The 19,627-nt window shown below is 47.2% G+C and carries 19 protein-coding genes; 16 read left to right on the plus strand and 3 right to left on the minus strand.

The window, feature by feature from the left end; genetic code table 11:
• Window positions 1-6 precede the first annotated feature (6 nt).
• Together LCF57_RS13000 and LCF57_RS13005 are read right to left on the minus strand one after the other, a co-directional pair.
• On the minus strand, window positions 7-549 hold the full coding sequence (locus LCF57_RS13000; RefSeq protein ID WP_226001069.1) for a PadR family transcriptional regulator: 543 nt from the start codon (window positions 547-549) through the stop codon (window positions 7-9).
• A 218-nt stretch (window positions 550-767) separates the two neighbouring features.
• Window positions 768-2,087, minus strand: coding sequence for an Nramp family divalent metal transporter (locus LCF57_RS13005; RefSeq protein WP_226001070.1), 1,320 nt, complete (start codon window positions 2,085-2,087; stop codon window positions 768-770).
• Window positions 2,088-2,333: 246 nt separating this feature from the next.
• Between LCF57_RS13005 and LCF57_RS13010 the strand changes: the two genes are divergently transcribed.
• The 3 genes from LCF57_RS13010 to LCF57_RS13020 all read left to right on the plus strand — a co-directional run bounded on the left by LCF57_RS13010 (window position 2,334) and on the right by LCF57_RS13020 (window position 3,760).
• Entirely contained in the window at window positions 2,334-2,753 is a 420-nt protein-coding gene (locus LCF57_RS13010) for an organic hydroperoxide resistance protein (RefSeq protein WP_226001071.1), read from the plus strand.
• Window positions 2,754-2,876: 123 nt separating this feature from the next.
• Window positions 2,877-3,203: a hypothetical protein gene (locus LCF57_RS13015; RefSeq protein ID WP_226001072.1), complete on the plus strand. Its 327-nt coding sequence runs from the start codon at window positions 2,877-2,879 to the stop codon at window positions 3,201-3,203.
• A gap of 137 nt (window positions 3,204-3,340) precedes the next feature.
• Complete coding sequence (locus LCF57_RS13020) at window positions 3,341-3,760, plus strand: thiol-disulfide oxidoreductase DCC family protein (protein WP_226001073.1); 420 nt, start codon at window positions 3,341-3,343, stop codon at window positions 3,758-3,760.
• Window positions 3,761-3,771: 11 nt separating this feature from the next.
• Here LCF57_RS13020 and LCF57_RS13025 read toward each other — a convergent pair whose 3' ends face one another.
• A complete protein-coding gene (locus LCF57_RS13025; protein WP_226001074.1) occupies window positions 3,772-4,563 on the minus strand; it encodes a DUF3153 domain-containing protein in 792 nt (263 codons plus the stop codon).
• A 235-nt stretch (window positions 4,564-4,798) separates the two neighbouring features.
• Here LCF57_RS13025 and LCF57_RS13030 point away from each other — a divergent pair, with 235 nt between their 5' ends.
• The 13 genes from LCF57_RS13030 (at window position 4,799) to LCF57_RS13090 (ending at window position 19,620) form a co-directional block, all read left to right on the plus strand.
• On the plus strand, window positions 4,799-5,767 hold the full coding sequence (locus LCF57_RS13030; RefSeq protein WP_226001075.1) for a metal ABC transporter solute-binding protein, Zn/Mn family: 969 nt from the start codon (window positions 4,799-4,801) through the stop codon (window positions 5,765-5,767).
• Between the two features lie 14 nt (window positions 5,768-5,781).
• Complete coding sequence (locus tag LCF57_RS13035; protein ID WP_226001076.1) at window positions 5,782-6,546, plus strand: metal ABC transporter ATP-binding protein; 765 nt, start codon at window positions 5,782-5,784, stop codon at window positions 6,544-6,546.
• Between the two features lie 5 nt (window positions 6,547-6,551).
• Window positions 6,552-7,478 carry a metal ABC transporter permease gene (locus LCF57_RS13040; RefSeq protein WP_226001077.1) on the plus strand — a complete coding sequence of 309 codons (927 nt, stop codon included), beginning with the start codon at window positions 6,552-6,554 and terminating at the stop codon, window positions 7,476-7,478.
• Entirely contained in the window at window positions 7,475-8,362 is an 888-nt protein-coding gene (locus LCF57_RS13045; RefSeq protein WP_226001078.1) for a metal ABC transporter permease, read from the plus strand. Before LCF57_RS13040 ends, LCF57_RS13045 begins: the two co-directional genes overlap by 4 nt.
• Before the next feature lie 219 nt (window positions 8,363-8,581).
• Window positions 8,582-10,909, plus strand: a complete 2,328-nt coding sequence (locus tag LCF57_RS13050) for a histidine kinase (protein WP_226001079.1) — start codon at window positions 8,582-8,584, stop codon at window positions 10,907-10,909.
• 525 nt (window positions 10,910-11,434) lie between these two features.
• Complete coding sequence (locus LCF57_RS13055) at window positions 11,435-12,592, plus strand: ParA family protein (RefSeq protein ID WP_226001080.1); 1,158 nt, start codon at window positions 11,435-11,437, stop codon at window positions 12,590-12,592.
• Window positions 12,593-12,616: 24 nt separating this feature from the next.
• The gene (locus LCF57_RS13060; protein WP_226001267.1) at window positions 12,617-13,864 is read left to right on the plus strand and encodes a CpaF family protein; all 1,248 of its coding nucleotides are present in this window, start codon (window positions 12,617-12,619) and stop codon (window positions 13,862-13,864) included.
• Window positions 13,861-14,658 carry a type II secretion system F family protein gene (locus tag LCF57_RS13065; protein WP_226001081.1) on the plus strand — a complete coding sequence of 266 codons (798 nt, stop codon included), beginning with the start codon at window positions 13,861-13,863 and terminating at the stop codon, window positions 14,656-14,658. Before LCF57_RS13060 ends, LCF57_RS13065 begins: the two co-directional genes overlap by 4 nt.
• Before the next feature lie 12 nt (window positions 14,659-14,670).
• On the plus strand, window positions 14,671-15,549 hold the full coding sequence (locus LCF57_RS13070; protein ID WP_226001082.1) for a type II secretion system F family protein: 879 nt from the start codon (window positions 14,671-14,673) through the stop codon (window positions 15,547-15,549).
• Window positions 15,550-15,562: 13 nt separating this feature from the next.
• Window positions 15,563-15,754 carry a Flp1 family type IVb pilin gene (locus LCF57_RS13075; RefSeq protein ID WP_226001083.1) on the plus strand — a complete coding sequence of 64 codons (192 nt, stop codon included), beginning with the start codon at window positions 15,563-15,565 and terminating at the stop codon, window positions 15,752-15,754.
• A complete protein-coding gene (locus LCF57_RS13080) occupies window positions 15,754-16,422 on the plus strand; it encodes a TadE family protein (protein ID WP_226001084.1) in 669 nt (222 codons plus the stop codon). Before LCF57_RS13075 ends, LCF57_RS13080 begins: the two co-directional genes overlap by 1 nt.
• Before the next feature lie 32 nt (window positions 16,423-16,454).
• Window positions 16,455-18,671 carry a hypothetical protein gene (locus LCF57_RS13085; RefSeq protein WP_226001085.1) on the plus strand — a complete coding sequence of 739 codons (2,217 nt, stop codon included), beginning with the start codon at window positions 16,455-16,457 and terminating at the stop codon, window positions 18,669-18,671.
• The gene (locus LCF57_RS13090) at window positions 18,640-19,620 is read left to right on the plus strand and encodes a TadE/TadG family type IV pilus assembly protein (RefSeq protein WP_226001086.1); all 981 of its coding nucleotides are present in this window, start codon (window positions 18,640-18,642) and stop codon (window positions 19,618-19,620) included. The genes LCF57_RS13085 and LCF57_RS13090 overlap by 32 nt, the downstream gene beginning before the upstream one ends.
• Window positions 19,621-19,627 lie beyond the last annotated feature (7 nt).

A 19,627-nucleotide genomic window follows, 5' to 3' on the forward strand; every position in this document is an offset into this window, starting at 1 on the left:
TCCTCCTTATGAATTTCTTCTGATTTCCTCTTTAATTTGTTTAACAAATTTTAATTGAAGCTCGCATTGATCATAAATATTTCTGAAAATTAACATGACGTTTACGGGGATATCCATAAGTTCAGCTTTTTGTTCCTGCCCCAATTTCATATCCCTATAGATTTTTTCGATGGCTTGCTGTTGAGAACTTAAAGCTTCTTCAATTTCATGGAGCCCAGCCTCATCCATAAAAGTTAAAGCTGTGTACAGTGCTGTTGGAAATACAACAGAAGATTCTTTAAATGATTCGATTAAAAGCCGACTAAACTCACTTTTTCCAGTCTCCGTAATAGCATATATAGCTTTTGACCGGTTCCCTGTCTGTTCTAACGTTTCCAAATGTACAATTCCTTCTGAATCCAGTTTTTTTAAGGCATGGTATATAGAAGCTGGTTGCACATAAGCCCATTTATCCGTTTGAGCGGATTGCATCTTTTGTTGTATCTCATATCCGGACATTGCTCCGTATTGTAATAAAAGCCCAAGAACCATTACACGTGTCGTACTCAAAATGATATCTCCTCTACATAGTTTGATAATAAACATTTAATACTAAAAGTTTAGTATTATAGTTTTACTGTATCATTACAAACTAAGGAAGTAAAGAATTTTGCATGAATGTACAGATATACGATTGGGAAAAGAAAAGAGATATCCTTACGCCTTTTATGGCGTTTTGGATATCTCCTTTTTTGGGTGTAGCCTAGGCGTCTGCAAATGATTATGGTTCAACCTGAAATCGTCTGAATAATGAGTATCACATTCAAGACGATAATGACAGCTGTCACGATCCAGGTTAGTGCTTTTTGCCATGTTTTGTTTGCGAATTCACCCATGATCTTTTTGTCACTCGTAAAGAGCAACAGTGGGATGATGGCAAAGGGTAGCTGGATGGACAGAATGACCTGACTCAGTACAAGTAGTTCCTCCGCTCCCTTTTCACCGGCGATAGCAGTGACAATTACCGCTGGAATGATTGCGATGAGTCGGGTTACCAGACGACGCAGCCAAGGGGAAAGACGAAGGTTGAGAAAGCCCTCCATGACGATTTGTCCGGCTAACGTACCTGTTACGGTCGAATTCTGGCCGGAGGCAAGCAATGCGATCCCAAATAGGATGCTTGCAAGTGTGGTTCCGAGCAAAGGCGACAGCAGATAGTAGGCATCGCTGATTTCTGCTACATCTGTTCTTCCGGCAGTATGAAACACCGCTGCTGCCACGATTAAGATGGCGGCATTAATAAAGAGAGCAAACATAAGCGCAATACTGGAATCCCAAGTTGCAAATTTAATGGCTTCCCGTTTACCTGCAGAAGTCTGCTCAAATTTGCGAGTTTGTACAATGGATGAATGCAGATAAAGATTGTGAGGCATTACGGTAGCACCCATAATACCGATAGCAATATACAGCATGCTAGGGTTGGTCAAAATTTGTGAATCTGGCACAAATCCGCCTAACACGCCGCCCCATGATGGCTGTGCCAAAATGAGATTGATGCCAAAGCACCCGGCAATTGTCGCCATTAGCACAATGACCAATGTTTCCAAAGCCCGAAAACCTTTGTTTTGCAGCAATAAAATGAGCATGACATCAAATGCGGTAATGATAACGCCATACAGTAGCGGGAGACCGAACAGCAGCTTCAATGCAATGGCTGACCCTATGACCTCGGCCAAATCCATGGCAGCAATGGCAATTTCGCATAAAAGCCATAAGCCGATTGCGACGGGACGACTATAGGTATCACGGCACATTTGTGCCAAATCTTTACCTGTGGCAATGCCAAGCTTGCCAGATAAGGCTTGCAGTAGAATAGCGATCAGGTTGGAGACTAGAATGACACTCAGTAGCGTGTAGCCGAATTTCGATCCGCCTGCAATGTCTGTAGCCCAATTGCCGGGGTCCATATAGCCGACAGCAACCATATAGCCGGGTCCGGCAAAGGCTAGAAACTTCCGAAACCAGGTACCGTCTTTAGGGACGCTCAAGGAGCGATTCACTTCGGACAGTGAAGCGATTTCCATCACGTTACCCTTCATATTTTTCATACGCTTCACCTTCTTTATTCATGTTGAATTATAGTATTAGTGACATAACGATTGTACTATCCCTATTGTACACCTACAATAGTTTTTGTCTAGTGCAACTTTTGTGTGGTCAAGCAAGTTAATCATATTTTTTAATGATTCATTTTGTGTGGTTCGTTTAAAGTACATACGAGAAGGAAATCATGTATTAACATGATGGTAGATTCCCGCGAGATGCAAATCATATAGAGAAGGAGAGATGAGATCATGGAGGCATTATACACAGCATCAGCGACGGTACATGGTGGAAGAGACGGTTCAGTTGCTTCATCGGATGGAGTTTTGAAGCATAAACTTAGCACACCAAAGGAGCTGGGTGGTGCAGGTGGAGAGGCTACTAATCCAGAGCAATTGTTTGCGGCAGGCTATGGGGCTTGCTATGAGAGCGCATTGGCCAACGTAGCTCGGAAAGCCAAGGTGAAGGTGGACAATGTTGAGGTTACCAGTCACGTTTCTATCGGTAAGGACCCTAGCGATGGAGGCTTCAAGCTGGCGGTACGTCTGGACGTGAAAATACCGGATATTGAGCGTTCCCAAGCTGAGGATTTGGCACGACAAGCACATGATTTTTGTCCGTATTCCAAAGCAACTCGCGGTAACATTGATGTCGAACTCAACGTCATTTGACTAGTATGCTTATTAACTATACACGCTGGCCGCCCACTTCCGGCGGCTTTAGTACATAGATCTTGATTCATTGAGCTCCCCGACCATTTGACATCAACGCCAAAATTCATTAAGATGGCTTAGGTGATTCTGGTCACCAGGTACGAAACAAATTTGAAAAATACGGGTGATATGATGTCTTACAGACCGAATATTGTTAATTTCACGCTGGCTGGCAGCAACGAAAAAGAAGGGCTTTATGAGTTTAAAATGAGTTTGGCCGATGGTACGGAGTGCCGCGTTTTTTCTCAACGTAATCCGGAGTGGACTTTGACGAATATTAGTCGACTGCTAACGACACCTTGCCCGGTATGCCATAAGGATTTTATCTGCAAGTGTATGGATCAGTTTCATGAAGAGATTTTAGGGCAGATTCATGCCAAACAACTGTTCGAGAAAGCATTGAGCTAGTTTCCGAACAAGTAAAAGTCGATACCTTTCTAAACAAGCGTCGGATGATTTCGACGTTTTTTTGTTATATTCGTTTTTGTTATATGCATGAAGTTGATTGCATACAAGCTGTTGATTTCCTTGGAGGTGAAAGCATTATGAAGCAGTCTGATCATTTAGAGCATTCCATTGTGTTGGTGGATGGGGTATGCCATTTTTGTCAGGGGGCAGCCCGCTTTATTATCAAGCGTGATCCTGAGGGGATATTCCATTTTGGTTCCCTGCAATCTAAGGAAGGACAAAGGCTTTTACGTGCAGGAGGACTATCTACAGATCAGCTGGATACGTTTGTATTGATTGAAGACGGTATGTATTATACAAGGTCAACTGCGGCTTTGCGGATTGCCAGACGTCTTCGTTTTCCATACCCTCTAGCCTATGCTTTCATTCTGATTCCCCGCTTTATGCGTGATGCTGTCTATAACTGGGTAGCACGTAACCGATACCGCTGGTTTGGCAAGGATGAAGAGGATCAATGCCAGATCCCCCCACCAGAGATTCGGGAACGATTTTTTTAGGTATTCAGAATTTAAGATTCAGAGGGATCAGCTTTCCTTCTGGAGCGATGACTACGAATCAGCCATATCACAATCGCCACAATCAGTATCAAGCCCGCAATAGCTACATACACGATATGTCGTAAATTCGGTACGTTGATGGATAATTTCAGCTCATTGGATTCCAATGGGGCAATATCCCAACGCAGTGTTTTTCCGTCCTCCGATACACCGTCCGCATTGCTGGCAGCGGGTCGGATTGGCAAGGACAGGCTAAAGTTAAGATCAAGCTGCCGCTCCAGTAATTTGCGCGCGAACACATTCATTTGCTGTAATTTGTCACTCAGTCCCCTGGCTTCTTCAGGAAGCATCCGTGGCAGATCAAGCTTCATTGTAAGATCATAATTTGTTGTGAAAAAATGTTGGGTCACAGCGCGTTTTACTTCTAATCCCTCGGGCAGATTGAATTCCTGATTGGGATTTTTTCCGTTTGTACTCCAACCTCCTTCGTAATGCCCCTTGATTTGATATCCCTTTCTCCCCTGTTCAGCTAGCGGCTGAACGTCCACATTGTTGCTTTGAATACGCTTGGCTAATCGATCCAGCAGCCCGGGATTGTCCAACATCACCAGCGTCTGATTGTTTACACTGAACGATGCATCCATATCCATACTCCGATCAAGATGAACATCTACATGGATATCCCCGCGAGCACACGATGTAAGGGTAGCTAGACAGCACAGCAGCGCAAAAATGTACAGTATTGGCCGAATTCGATGTTGCTGATGTTTGTCCTGATATGGGCTGCGTCCTGTTTGCTTCATGATATGCACCTTCTTTATATACGTTCTTTATTTTAACGATTGGATGTCTTCTATATATTACACATTCAGAGAGGCAAAATCGAACGATAAGGCAAAAGGAATAAGATTTATACTCTAAAAATGTTTCCTTAGGTAAAAACTTTAGTGTATACTCTAAAATATAGTTCTGGTAAAAAATAATTGTCTTAAGGAAATAGTTTGTCCCAATACGAATATTCCAAGGAGGTTTTAAAGCATGAACAAGCAGTCTAAGAAAACTTTGCCGCGATGGGTAACGACAGTTGGAGTATTTTCACTAGTTTTGGTTCTTGCCACTGCATGTAGTCAGGAGCAGAAGGAACAGGGAACGACGAGAGAGGCGGGACAAAAAATAAAGGCTACGACGACCATCGGCATGATTTCGGATATTGTTGGGAAGGTCGGCGGTGATCATGTGGAGGTTACAGGCATTATGAAATCAGGCGTTGACCCGCATTTGTACAAGGCTTCTCAGGGAGATATGCGCAAGCTGGATCAGGCCGACATTATTTTTTATAACGGGTTGCATTTGGAAGGAAAAATGCAAGACATTCTGAAGAAAATCGGCAAGCAAAAACCCGTCATACCTGTCTCCAAAAACATCACCCAGGATCAGCTGCGTACGGGCAGCCCGGAAATGGGGTCTGAGCATGATCCGCATATCTGGTTTAACGTACAAAACTGGATGTCTGCGGTAGAAACCGTCAGAGACGAATTGTCGGCGCTTGATGCTGCGCATGCAGAGGATTATAAGGCTAACGCAGAAGCCTATCTTGCTGAGCTGCGGAAGCTGGATGATTACACGAGGGAGCAGATTGCCAGCATACCGGAAGCCCAGCGCGTGCTAGTCACGGCACATGATGCCTTCGGCTATTTTGGAGATGCTTACGATATTCAGGTTAAGGGACTTCAAGGCATGAGTACAGAGTCAGAAGCGGGCTCTCAAGATGTGACCAAGCTGCGAGACTATCTGATGGAGCATAAAATCAAAGCCGTATTTGTAGAAACCAGCGTTCCGAGAAAGGCCATAGATGCGGTTATTCAGGGAGCCGCTCAGCAAGGTCATACGATAAGGATTGGTGGCGAGCTATATTCGGATGCCATGGGCAAAGAAGGCACGGAAGAAGGCACGTACATTGGAATGGTTAAGCATAACGTCAATACGATTGTTAAAGCGCTCAAATAAAGGAGGCAAAACATATGAGTCATTCACCGCTTGTCGTTCGTGATGTATCTGTAGCTTATCAAAAAAAGCCCGTTCTGTTCGATGTTTCCTTTGAGGTACCGGAAGGCAAGCTGATCGGTATTATTGGACCGAACGGGGCTGGAAAATCTACGCTGATTAAGGCAGCGCTCGGACTGATTCCAAAGCTCAAGGGTGAGGTGCTGGTCTACGGCAAGCCCTACAAGCAGCAGCTGCTCAAGGTTGGTTATGTACCGCAGCGGGAGTCGGTGGATTGGGATTTTCCGACGAACGCGCTGGATGTGGTCATGATGGGACGATACGGCAGACTGGGCTGGTTTAAACGACCGGGAGCCGCAGATCGCCAGGCAGCGATGGAGTGTCTGGACAAGGTAGGCATGAGCCCATATGCGGACAGGCAGATTAGTCAGCTGTCAGGCGGACAGCAGCAGCGTGTTTTTTTAGCCAGAGCACTCGCACAGGACGCTCAGCTTTATTTTATGGATGAACCGTTTGTTGGTGTGGACGCTGCAACCGAAAAAGCAATTATATCATTGCTCAACGATCTGAAGCGGCAGGGAAAAACCGTGCTGGTGGTTCATCATGATTTGTCTACGGTGACGGATTATTTTGACCAAGTCATGCTGTTGAACGGTCATCTGACGGCGTTTGGAGAGACATCAGAGATTTTTACCGAAGAAAATCTGCAACGTACGTATGGCGGACGTCTGAGTATACTCAAAACAGGCCCGGATTCCGGCACAATACTCGGAGTGAGGTGAGGGAGATGACAAGCTTGGCTACGCTTTTGACCGATCCGAATATGCAGTGGATTTTGCTGGGCTGCATTTTGCTCGGTTTAAGCAGCGGCGTGATTGGCAGTTTTATGTATTTGCGTAAGCAGTCGCTTATGGGAGATGCCTTGGCACATGCAGCTTTGCCGGGAGTATGCGTGGCGTTTATGATTACGGGTACGAAATCCGTGTTTGGATTTATGATTGGGGCTGCCATTGCAGGCATTGCTGCGACCTTTGCCATTAGTGCGCTGATCCGGTATTCGCGAATCAAAAGCGATTCGGCGATTGCGGCGGTGCTGTCTGTATTTTTTGGCTTCGGCATTATGCTGTTGACGGAAATTCAGCATAGTGGCGCGGGAAACCAGAGCGGATTGGATAAATTTTTATTCGGCCAGGCTGCGGCCATGGTATGGTCTGATGTTTATACGATGGCGGCAATCTCGGTGGTGCTGATCGGGATATGCATATTGTTCTTCAAGGAATTTAAGCTGCTTAGCTTTGATCCCGGCTTTGCTCGCGGACTTGGTTTTCCAGCGGGGCTGCTGGATAAGCTGTTGATGTTGCTGATTGTCATTGCGGTGGTGGCCGGCATTCAGGCCGTGGGTGTCATTATGATGGCAGCCTTATTGATTACCCCAGCAGTGTCAGCAAGATACTGGACAGAGAAGCTGGGGGTTATGGTGTGCCTCTCAGGCTTGTTTGGTGCTATAGCAGGCCTTGGCGGGACACTCATTAGCTCTCTGGGGCAAAATCTCCCTACAGGACCGTTGTGCGTCCTGTGTGCGACTGTGGTGTTTGGTGTGAGCCTGATTTTTGCGCCACAGCGCGGAATGATTTCCAAGGCTATCGTTCGGTTGAATACCAGAAATAATCTGGAGCAGGCAGTCGGGCCGCCGAGAAAGGAGCGTGCCCTATGAGTTCATTTTATGTGATTTTGACGGGAATGTTAGTGGCAGGGGGATGCAGCATTGTGGGCTGCTTTCTCGTGCTTCGAAAAATGGCCATGATCGGTGACGCAATCAGCCATGCGGTGCTGCCGGGGATTGTTATTGCTTTTTTAATCAGCGGGTCCAGGGATTCGGTATGGATGATGTTTGGTGCGGCCGTGCTGGGTCTTCTAACGGTGTACCTGATTCAGCTATTCCAGCAAAGCGGTCTGCAAAGTGATGCAGCCATTGGCGTAGTGTTTACGACATTGTTTGCCATCGGCGTTCTGCTGGTCAGCGTGTTTGCTTCTAATGTTCATCTAGATATGGATCACGTGCTGTATGGGGAGATTGCATATGTGCCGTGGAATACGCTAGAAATTGCTGGTGTCGATGTGGGTCCGAGGGCTGTATGGACTACAGGTGTGATGTTTTTAATCAATATGCTCGTGGTGTGGGGCTTTTTCAAGCAATTTAAGATCACATCCTTTGATCCCGCATTAGCAGCTTCACTGGGCATTCCGGTTGTTTTTTTTCATTATCTGCTGATGAGTCTCGTATCGCTTACGACCGTGGCGTCATTTGAGAGCGTGGGGGCAATTCTGGTGGTTGGAATGCTTGTGGTACCGCCACTTACGGCTTACCTGCTCACGGAGAAATTGTCCCATATGATTGTGTACAGCGTCGGATTTGGGGCTATCAGTTCGGTGGCAGGCTTCTACACGGCAAGTATGCTGGATGCCTCTATTGCAGCATGTATGCTGTGTGTATCGGGTGTGCTGCTGCTTATAGCTTTTCTCTTTTCTCCATCCCATGGTGTGGTGTGGCAAAAATGGCTTCAGCAGCGAGGGATGGTTGGCGAAGATAGCCATTAATTCGTTGGAAGCGACCACCTACAGGTTTACCAAAAAAGCGTGCAAACGGGCAGGAAATGCCTGAATTCACGCTTTTTTGCGTGTATACTGCCTTGTATGGCTTTTTTCGGGGAAAGCCAGGATGCTCATCTTGAATTGTCTGGAACACCGGAGTACATTCATTACAACCAGACAAGAACGGACGCAAATGAGCTGTCGCGTTGCGGGGAGGAACAAAGGATGGAGAGCTTCAAACGCAAATCACCCGAGGAAATACTGGATTCGATTAACAAACTGCATCGGGGCAGACTCAAAATTTACATCGGTGCAGTCAGTGGTTCGGGCAAAACGTATCATATGCTCCAGGAAGGACAATCGCTTCAGCATGAAGGCATTGATGTGGTGATTTGTGCGGTCTCGACCATGCAGCGGCGTGAAACCGTGGAGCAAATCGGCACGCTGGAGCGAGTGCCCAGTATTCATTGGATGCAGGATGGTGTGGAGCAAAAAGATTTGAATCTGGAAGCTTTGGTGGAACGCAATCCCGAGGTGGTGCTGGTGGATCATTTGGCACATCGCAACCGGGAAGATGCCCGATTTCCAACCCGGCTGGAGGATATTCAATATTTGCTGGAGCTGGGGATTAGCGTCATTACGACGGTCAATGTCTATGAACTCGAAGGGATAACGGAGTGGGTTTATCAGCTGACAGGGATTGAAGCGGCATCCACGGTTCCAGTCGATACACTGGAGCTGGCGGATGAAATCCGTCTGATTGATGTCACACCGGAGACCATTTTGGAACGGCTGGCGAAAGGATACATGCATACGCCCAATCCTGAAATGTTCCATCGGGGAAATCTCGGTAAGCTGCGCGAGCTGGCTCTGCGATTAGTGGCAGAGGATGTGAACGATTCGCTGGAACGGCACCGGGAGGAATTAGGATTGCACGGGGCGTCAGGAGCCGCAGAGCGTATTTTGGTGCCTGTTCAGTATCATTGGAACGGGTCCATTTATGTTCGCAGAGGAGAGCAGGTCGCCAAGCGGTTGGGTGGAGATATGCTGGTGGTCTCCTTTGTCAGCCCGAAGCACAAGCTGTCCAAGGAATCAGCAGCCTTCAAGCGCTCAATTGTGAAGTTGGCTGACAAGATAGGATCGACATTTGAAGAAATTCCGCTTTTTTCTCGCAGAAGATTGCCTCGTCAGCTTATCCATTATGCGGTAGCGCATAATGTTACCCGGATTGTCATGGGGCATTCTCGGCAGACCCGATGGCAGGAGCTGGTTAGAGGATCGCTGGTGAACGGAATTTTTAAACGGATGAAAAACATGGACCTGCTGTTGATTGCGGATCGAGCCGAGCAGGAGGGTGAACGGATTTTGCCAACGATGAGACAGGAGGAAGGAGATAATGATCCATATCATCGCTTGAGCGATGAGGAGGCACAGGCTGAGGTAGCCAAAATTCGGCGCGGCAAGCTCAAGGTGTACATCGGTGCTGCTCCAGGGGTCGGCAAAACATATACGATGCTGAGAGAAGGCAATGATTTGCTGGATAGTGGAATTGATGTTGTAATCGGATTGCTGGAAACGCATGGAAGAGCGGAAACATTGGCACAAGTGGGCTCTCTGGATATGATTCCCCGTCAGCCCATCGAGCGCCAGGGTGTACATTTGGAAGAAATGGACACGGAGGCCATTCTCAGGCGCAATCCTGAGGTGGTGCTTATTGATGAGCTGGCACATACCAACGTTCCTGGCAGTCCGAGATCCAAGCGCTATGAGGATGTATTGACTATTTTAGACCAAGGTATTTCTGTCATATCTACAATGAATGTACAGCACTTGGAGAGCTTGAATGACGCGGTAGAACAAATTACCGGCATTCGAGTGAGAGAGACTGTCCCCGATCATATGATGCGTTTGGCCGATGAGGTACAGCTAGTTGATGTGGCTCCAAAATCGTTGCAGCAGCGGATGCGTGATGGCAAAATATACGATCCTGCCAAGGTGGAACAGGCGCTTAGCCACTTTTTTAAATTAGGTAATCTGATTGCGCTGCGTGAGCTGGCTTTGCGGGAATTGGCAGATGATGTGGATGAACGACTGGAATCGTGGGATCGTCACGAATCGCTTCGGGGACCGTGGCGTAGGGAGGAAGTAATCTTCGTAGGCGTCACGATAAGTGAAAATGCTGAAAGGCTGATTCGCCGTGGTTTTCGTATCGCTTTTCGGTTGAAGGCCGTGTGGATTGTGACTTATGTTCATGTCGGTGAGAGTATACCCGAGGGGTTGAACCCTCGTTTGGAACAGCTAAAGATGTTGACCAACCGATTAGGAGGAAGCTTTGAAATTCGGCTTGTTTCCAGCCGACGGGAGATTGCAGACATTTTAATTGCTCCGGTGGAAGGATATACAGGTACGCAGCTCATCGTGGGGCAGTCTTCCCGAAGTAAGTGTTGGGGAAAGGTTACAGTCGTTCCGAGAATTCTCCGTCAAGCGCGTCATATGGACGTTCTAATCGTGGCGGACTATGATCCGAATATCAAGCTGGAGGAAGAGGGGTAAATTGCCCGATTCAAACTTAAATAGTCATATGCTGGTTTCCGGTTGTTCAGTGCTTCCATAGTATATTCTATCTCAAAGAAATGGAGGCGAATTTGAATATGTTTAAACATCATCGGCATCATTGTCATTTCCCTAAGCCAAGAAAACGCGTTACTAAGAAAATCATTAAGGTGACGGTCATTAAGTTTAAACCTAAATTTAAACATGATCATGATCATTTTGAAAAAAAATGTCACCATCATCGGAAACATCGTCATCATCGTCATCATGACTGTCATCGTCGTCACCACAAATTTTACTAAGATGAAGGTAGTGGGAGGCGGGGATTGTATCCCCGCCTTTTGCTCCTAAAAAGAATTTGAAGTCGTATTTGCATAAAAAATACTTGCTCTAAAATAGGTGCTATGCTATTCTACCAGTAAATAGATTGCACGTGACGGAAGCACCGTTCACCAGCCGTATGTACTTACGGCTTGATGAACGGTGCTTTTTTGCGTTGTTGTGTTGGGAAAGGGGATGAGCGTCATGATTCCGGTGAAAGTGGTGTTGGCTGTAGCAGGCCGGGAATATATTGAGCCGCTACTGAATTATGTACACGGAAGCGAGTACGCCAGAAGGCTGAGGATAACGGCATTTTCGCAGCCGGAAGCATTTTGTCAATACATGATGGAAACGAACGGAATGAAAAGACCGGATGTCGTGGTGGGTGAAGCGGCTTTTTTGAGTCTATGGACAGATCGGGAAGCTGCCGATATTCCTTGCTTGGTATTGCATGAGGGAGAAGAAGTAAGCGAATACGGACAACCGTTATTGAAATACCAGCCTTTATCCGAGCTGGTAGGTTCTATTTTGGAAATGGTAAGACAGCGGTCGAGCAGTCGACAAAGTGTAAACAGCCGGGAAGGCGGAATAATTATCGGCATAGTGGCGGCTTCCGGCGGGTTAGGCAAGACAACGGCTGCGCTCAATATGTCCAAGCAGCTGGGGAATGAGGGGTATTCCGTATTTTATTTGAACCTGGAAACGGTGGATTCAAGCTCGTTGTTCACAGGTTCAGGTAGTTGTAACGGTACAGAAGGAGAAGGGTTGTCCAGGCTGCTATATGATCTCAAGGCGACGGGAAGTGCAGGCGTTCCCTTATCCATGGCTTCCTATTGTGTACATCGTCCTGAGATTCAGGCAGATACTTTTCAGCCCGTTTATAATCGCAAGGAGCTAATAGACATGACCTGTGATGAAGCAGTGCAGCTGATTCGGACGATTGCCGAAAGCGGACAGTATGATGTAGTGATCGTAGATGGCGAATCCGAAAATGGTGACCGCGCTCAAGCGGTACTTGAAGCCAGTCATAAGCTGATCTGGCTGCTGGCTGATGATTTAATGAGCATGCATAAGTGTGGCCTATGGCTGGACGTTCTGGATTTAACACAGCCCGAAGGGCTTGAAGCCATGCTGTCCAAAACGAGTTTTGTGGTGAACCGTTATATGGGAACTATGATCAACGCCTTGCCCCGAGACTTTATGGAGCTAGACGGAGCGCTGCCGTATATTCCTTCATGGAAACAGATGCAGCATCGTGAATTACTGCTCAGTTCACCGATTTATCAGCGGGAAATCCGCCATCTGTGTCGCGAGCTGCTGAATGTGGAGAGTGCAGTACAGCCGCCCGCTGCTTGGTCTTAAAAGGGGGTGAAGGGGCTGATGAGCATCAATGAGGGGCGATTTAAGGCACTGCGAGCGGATATCCGAGGTGGGCTGGACGTGACGTCTTCGGTAGGCGATGCGGATTTGGTCCGACATATTGAAAATCGAGTTTTGCATGATGCAGAGCTGGCGGGCTTAACTTCCCGTGAGAAACATGCACTTGTCCGTAAAATTTTCAATTCGTTCCGTGGGCTGGATGTGCTCCAGCCATTGATCGATGATCCGACAGTTACGGAAATTATGATTAACAGTCACCGGGAGATTTTTGTGGAGCGGGCAGGTGAGGTGATTCAGGTGTCCGATCAATTCGAGTCCCGAGAGCGACTGGAGGATATGATCCAGACGATTGTAGCCGGAGTGAACCGAATTGTGAATGAGGCTTCGCCGATTGTGGATGCCCGTCTAAAGGATGGATCACGCGTCAATATTGTACTGCCACCAGTCGCCCTCAAGGGGCCAACCATGACAATACGCAAGTTTCCTGAACGTCCCATGACGATGGAGGACTTGATACGAATAGGAGCGCTGGATGAGGAAGCCGGCGCAATGCTCAGGGACCTGGTACGTAGCAAATACAACATTTTTATAAGCGGAGGAACGGGTTCCGGTAAAACAACCTTTCTGAATGCATTATCCCAGTTTATCCCACCGACCGAACGGATTATTACTATTGAAGATTCGGCAGAGCTGCAAATAGTGACCGTCCCTAACCTCGTTTCTATGGAAACGCGGAACGCGAACACCGAGGGCAAGGGGGAAATCACGATTCGTGATCTGATTCGTTCCTCCTTGCGTATGCGACCTAACCGGATTGTAGTGGGTGAGGTCAGGGGAAGTGAGGCGTTGGATATGCTACAAGCGATGAACACAGGACACGATGGAAGCTTGTCAACTGGCCATGCGAATAATATCCGTGATATGGTCAGTCGGCTGGAAACGATGGTGCTCGGCGGGGCCGATCTTCCACTTGGTGTAGTCCGGCAGCAGATTAGCTCGGCCATTGATATATTCGTCCATCTGTCACGGCTGCGTGACAAATCCAGGCGAGTACTGGAAATTAGCGAAGTAATCGGTTTTGAAAATGGTGAGGTGACGCTTAATCCGCTCTATCGCTTTCAGGAGCGCGGAGAAAGTAAGGGAAGAATTATAGGGGGGCTGGAACGTTGTGGTGAAGGTTTGCACCATACTTTAAAGCTGCAAATGGCCGGGATCAAGCCGGAAAGCTGGCACAGGGGGGGAACATCGGTATGAAGATAGGAATGGCGGCTGTGAAGCCGGAGCAAGCATCCCGTCAGGTCCCTTCTCTGCCTGACTATACGGTGTATACATTAACGACAATACAAAAAAGTATGTGCATTCTCTTTAGTGGCGTGCTATTCGCAATGATTGGCTATCTATTTTATCACCAATGGATATTATCGTTACTGTGTGCTGCCGGGGCTCTGGCGACGCCCCGTTATTTCAGGCAATTTTTGCTGCAACGACGTAGGTCTGCTCTAAGCATCCAATTCAAGCAGGCTTTATATTCCCTCTCGTCTTCTCTTTCGGCGGGGAGGTCGGTAGAGAATGGTTTTCGTGAGGCTGTGGAGGATTTGCGTTTGCTCAGTCCGGATGGAGATCATGATCTGATTTTTGAATTTAACATTATTACAGCCTGTCTCGAAATTGGACAGCCCGTGGAGGCTGCCTTGCAGGATTTGGCCCGTCGGGCCCAAATGGAGGATATTACGAATTTTGCAGATGTATTTGCGGCTTGTAAACGAACCGGAGGTGATCTGGTGGAGGTCGTACGACGAGCTTCAAATGTCATTGGGGAGAAGCTGGAAATTCAACAAGAAATCGGTGTGATGATTGCGCAAAAGCGTTTTGAATCGAGAGTTATGTTTGCTGCTCCTTTTTTATTTGTACTGTTTATGACAATGACCGCAGGAGATTACATGATGCCTTTATATAGTGGTACGGGTATGATTTTGTCCACCATTTGTCTGTTGGTGCTTGGTGGCTGTCTTGTGTGGATCAATCAAATTATGAAGATTGAAGTGTAAGGAGAGATAAACATGGTGATGTTGGTTTGTCTGGTCACGCTGGTTCTGCAAATGGGAGGTTGGGTGGTGCTGAACCGGATGTACGATGCTCAGTATGCACATTTTCGCCATATGAAGCTGGAAGGAATACGGCTGCAAAGACTTTCGGTTCCTTTTGTACACATGATTTATGTCTTGCGTGCGACTCAGAGGCTGCCTGTGCTGATGTTCAAGCTCCAGCGTTCGGTGCAAAAGCTGTATGGTATGCGAAACAGTGGAGAAAAAACGATACTTTTCCTGGCAGAAATGCTCGGATACGGATATATGATGGTCGCTGGTGGAGCCTTAATATCACTGATGATGGGTGGAGATGCAACTGGGCTGGTGCTTGGTTTGGGACTCGGTGTTCTGGTTCCAGTCGCACTGGCCAAGGATTTGCACGGAAAAGTACAGAAGCGGGATCAGCAAATTCTATTGGAATTGCCTGAACTGTTGAGTAAAATGATGCTTTTGGTTGGTGCAGGCGAGACGGTGCAACGGGCGTTGCTCCATTGTGTGGAGCGCAAAGGGGCAGATACGGTACATCCGTTGTATCGGGAATTGCGCCAGACTGTGGGGGAATGGGAAAGCGGTTATTCCTTTCAACAGGCATTTGAGCATTTAAGCAAACGTTGCGGTATTCAAGAAGTGACGGTATTTACGACAACGGTATTGCTGAATATGAGACGCGGTGGGAGCGATTTCGTGATGGCGTTACGTGAGTTGTCCCAGACGATATGGGGCAAACGGACGTCGATTAGTCGGACAAGAGGGGAGCAGGCTTCATCTAAGCTCGTATTCCCAATGGCGCTGATTTTGCTTACGGTTATCGTGCTGGTGGGTGCTCCCGCTTTAATGATGATGAATATGTAGGAGGAATGAAACGATGTTGACATTAGTAACAGGCGGTATCCGTAAATTGTACAACGAGGAGGAAGGTCTGGGTACGTTGGAAATGATTCTGATCATTGCGATTCTGATTGCAGTGGCAATTATTTTCAAGGATCAGATTAAGAAGATTGTAGAAGGCTTGCTGAAAAAGGCAGATAAAAAGAGTAACGATTTTATGGACTCATAATGCTGCGCATATTGGCACAAAAAGAGGACGGGAGCTTCTCATTAGAAGCGTCCCTCGTCTTTCCCATTCTGTTGTTGATCATTTTTGTGATGTTATTTTTCTGCCTGTACATATATCAAAAATCTATACTGGTGCAGGTCGCTTCTACCGCTTCGGAGAGAGCTGCTTACAGTTGGGATAATAGCTTCAGGGACCCGCGTACAGGGGCTTTTGCACAAGGACAACGGGATTCGCTTTATTGGCGTTTGAAGGATGATATCATGCTGGGCGCTTTGTTTGGCTGGGTCGGAGCTAATGATTTGGAAAGTGTACAGGTACCTGACGGCAGGGAGGGAGGCTCATTGCCTGCTCAGAAGCTGTCCAATGCCGAAAGTAGAATGCCTGCGGGGATGCAGGGACAGATGACATATGAGAACAGTTTGATTCACCGCGAGGTGACAACGGAGCTGAATAAGATCGTGAAAGTGCCGTTGTTGAATCAGTTTCTGGACCAGACGGATTTAGAAGGGAAAATGAGTTCGGGTGTGGTTGAGCCTGTGGAATGGATCCGTACGGTGGAACTGGCCCGGTATTACGGTGCGAAGTTTATGGGCAGAGGCTCAGGCGAAAAGGTAGATCCGGCAGGTGCCGGACAAGTGTTGATGCAATATGGCCAGAACGGTAAGTAAGGAACGGGAATGGACTGGAAAGGAGGAAGCGGGTGTTTGGAAAGGGACGAAATACAAAGGATAGCGAGTTAGGTGCTGTCACGGTCTTCTTGATTTTGATTTTGGCGGTCATGTTTGGCTTTATTGCTGTCTTTATTGATTATGCGAGAATTGCTGCCCTGCATGTGCAGACCGAGCGTCTGACTCATGCGGCGGTTCGTTCAGTGATGTCTGCTTATGATCCGGTATTGCAACAGGAGTACGGGCTGTTTGCTTATGGTGAAAGCGACGGACAACAAATCATGGTCAAAGTGCTGAATGACAGCGCTAAGCGTACAGCACGTGCACAAACGTTGCCGCTTATGAATACGAAGCTGGATTCGAGTTCTCTGCAAATGGAAAGGGAGCTTGGTAAATATTCCATATTTAATGAGCAGATTCGTGAAGAGATGAAGTATAAAGCGCCTGTCGATTTTACGTTTGAAGTGCTCGAAAAGCTGAAGCCCCTCTCTCAAAATATGAAGGAGGCTTCGCATACGGTTGATTTGCTGAAACGGCTGCAAAAGCTGTATGACCAACGTGAGGCCAAGCTGGATGACATGCTGGTGAAGCAGCGTGAGGCAGGGGCTCGTATGGAAGAGGTTCGCAAACGGATTATTAAGCAGCAGGGCGCATATATACCCAATCAGTATATTTGGGACCCGCTCGAGGTTGTAGCCGATATTGCCGCACAATACAAGCATTACGTGCATGTATATGAGGATAATAAGAAAAGCGTGGATGACGTTAAAATCATGCAGATGGAGAAATATTCAAGAAGGGCGAAATCAGCGCTTGACCGCCTTCGTCAGGCTAAGGTTCAGGCTGGAGAAGAGCATGATAAGTTGCTTCTGGAAGCCAAGGAGCCGTTAAATGAGGCCAGGCAGATTAATGAAGAGATGCGCAAAGTCATTGCGCAGTATAAACAGAGAGCAGCCAATGCAGGCTACGATGAGGTTTCTGCTGCACCTACTCCAAGCGGAGGGGGTTCTAATGCCGATCCCTTAGTAGGAAGCGCCCGGCAAAAGGTTGAGGATCTGTTGATTCCCGATAAGGAATTTGAGCAATGGGAAGCAGAAATCGAAAAGCAACGTGCTTCTATTAATACAGTTAACAACAGACTGACAGGAATGATGCGTGCGTTATCCTTTTATACAGATCCATTTATGAATGCAGATATGCTCAAGCAAGAAGTTGTCTCAGCGCTCAAGGAGATGGACAAGTACTTGAATGCATATGTCTGGTCGGGAGCTGCCAATGTACTCGACAGTGAAGCCAGAATGATGGACACGCGACGTGGACCTGACAAAGAACGCAAGAAAATGGAAAAAGAGGCGAAAAACAAGCTTAAGCATGCATATCGCATCATTGAGGTTCTTTCCAAAGGTAAACAAAGTGCAGAACAGTTCCAAGAGCTGGAGCAGTATTACAATGAAAGTATTGCATTTAATCAGTCTACATCCAGTCCATCTGTAACCACTGATTTATCCTATGACACCTATGAAGCGGCAGGGGCCTCCATGGATAGTATGGATGGTCTATACGGGGCTGCATCCGGTTTGCTGACTCAACTGGGGGATGAATTTTACCAGAACGAATATGCGCTTTCTTACTATCATCACGTGGATTTTAGCCGATTTGGCAGTTTGGCTGGATCAGGTGCAAATGTGGGTAATGCAGCACAGATTTTGGGTGATCAGCTGGAGGTGAATAATCAGGAGGTTGAGTACATCCTATACGGGTTCCATAATCCAACGGGTAATCTGGCATCCGCTTATGGTGAAATTTTCGCAATGAGACTTGCCATACGTACGATGGAGGGACTGGTCAAAAATAGCTCAAAGGGAAATCCGTTGGTTATTTTGGCGGCGGCTTTGTTATATGGAGTAGAAAAGGCAATTGAAGATATGATTATGCTGGCGCAAAAGGGGTATGTGCCTTTGTCTGATTTTCTGAAATTTCGAATGACGTACAAGGATCACTTGCGATTGTTTCTGATGCTTCATAGTAATAATGAACGCAAGATGTCCCGTATGCTTGCTTTGATCCGCCTAAATACAGATGTCAATCCTGCTGAGCGGCGAACGTATGCAAAGGGTGAGGTCAAGAACGGGATGCGGCTGTGGTTTTTACCGGGGGTAATGAAGATGCTCGGAACTGCGTCAAAGGAAGGCGAGAGTATTAAGGGAAGTGTGTACTATGTTACGAAAACAGCGCATTTTTCCTATTAATCGGTATCTACAGCGGGTTCGTGGAGAGAAGCGGTGTGAACAAGGAAGTATTGTTCTAGAAGCGTCACTGGTGTTGCCGTTGTTCCTGTTCTTTATTGTTTTTCTCATTTATATGGTTCAGATGACGCTGGTATCCACGGCCTTGCAGACCACTGCTTCAGAAGCGGTTAAGCAGGTTTCCGCTAAAATCTACCCGGTATCTCTGGCGATAGATGCGGCGTCCGCCAAAATAGATGCAGCTCGTGAACCGCTGGATGAATTACCCAAGTTATCTGTGAGTGAATATGCAAGCCAATTTGCTGCGCAACTGCCATCTCCGATTGGCGATTGGGTAGAAAGCGCTGTACAGGGCGGTCGAAAGCCCCTGGATGAGCTGCGGGGGCGCTTGACGGAAGCAGCACTCGATCCTGTTCTAAAGCCGATGCTAAAGCCTTTTATGGAGGAGAGTATTCTTGAGTATGACCGTATTCATGTAACGAGTGTGCATGTGCCTTCTCTTACAGGAACCAAAGACCCTTATTTTAGAGTAGAGCTGTCCTATGAACTACCGATGAAGGTCCCATTTTTGTATCGCAGCATAGTGCTTCAGGCGGCAGCAGAGGAACGCCTTTGGATCGGCGATACAGGTGAGGGAGCAGGCACAGGAGATGCTATAGATGATAAGGATGCACAGCATGCCATACAGGTGCTGGCCAAGCCAGAGCCTGCCGTGAAGGGCGTGTACAATTTGATCAGGGCCAAGATTGAACCCGGAACGACTGCTAATCTGTCTGTACTTTATAAGTCGGGTCAAAGCACGGCCCAGCATTTGGGCTGGACCTCAGCTAATGACGAGGGAATTATTGAATGGAATTGGTTTGTGGGGACAAACACGACACCTGGTCAATGGAGCTTTGTGATTGAAACAGAGGATGGACAACGTATCGAGGTTCCATTTTCTGTAGAGTAGACAATAG

The organism is Paenibacillus sp. BJ-4 (assembly GCF_020404765.1).
Taxonomy (GTDB): Bacteria; Bacillota; Bacilli; order Paenibacillales; family Paenibacillaceae; genus Paenibacillus.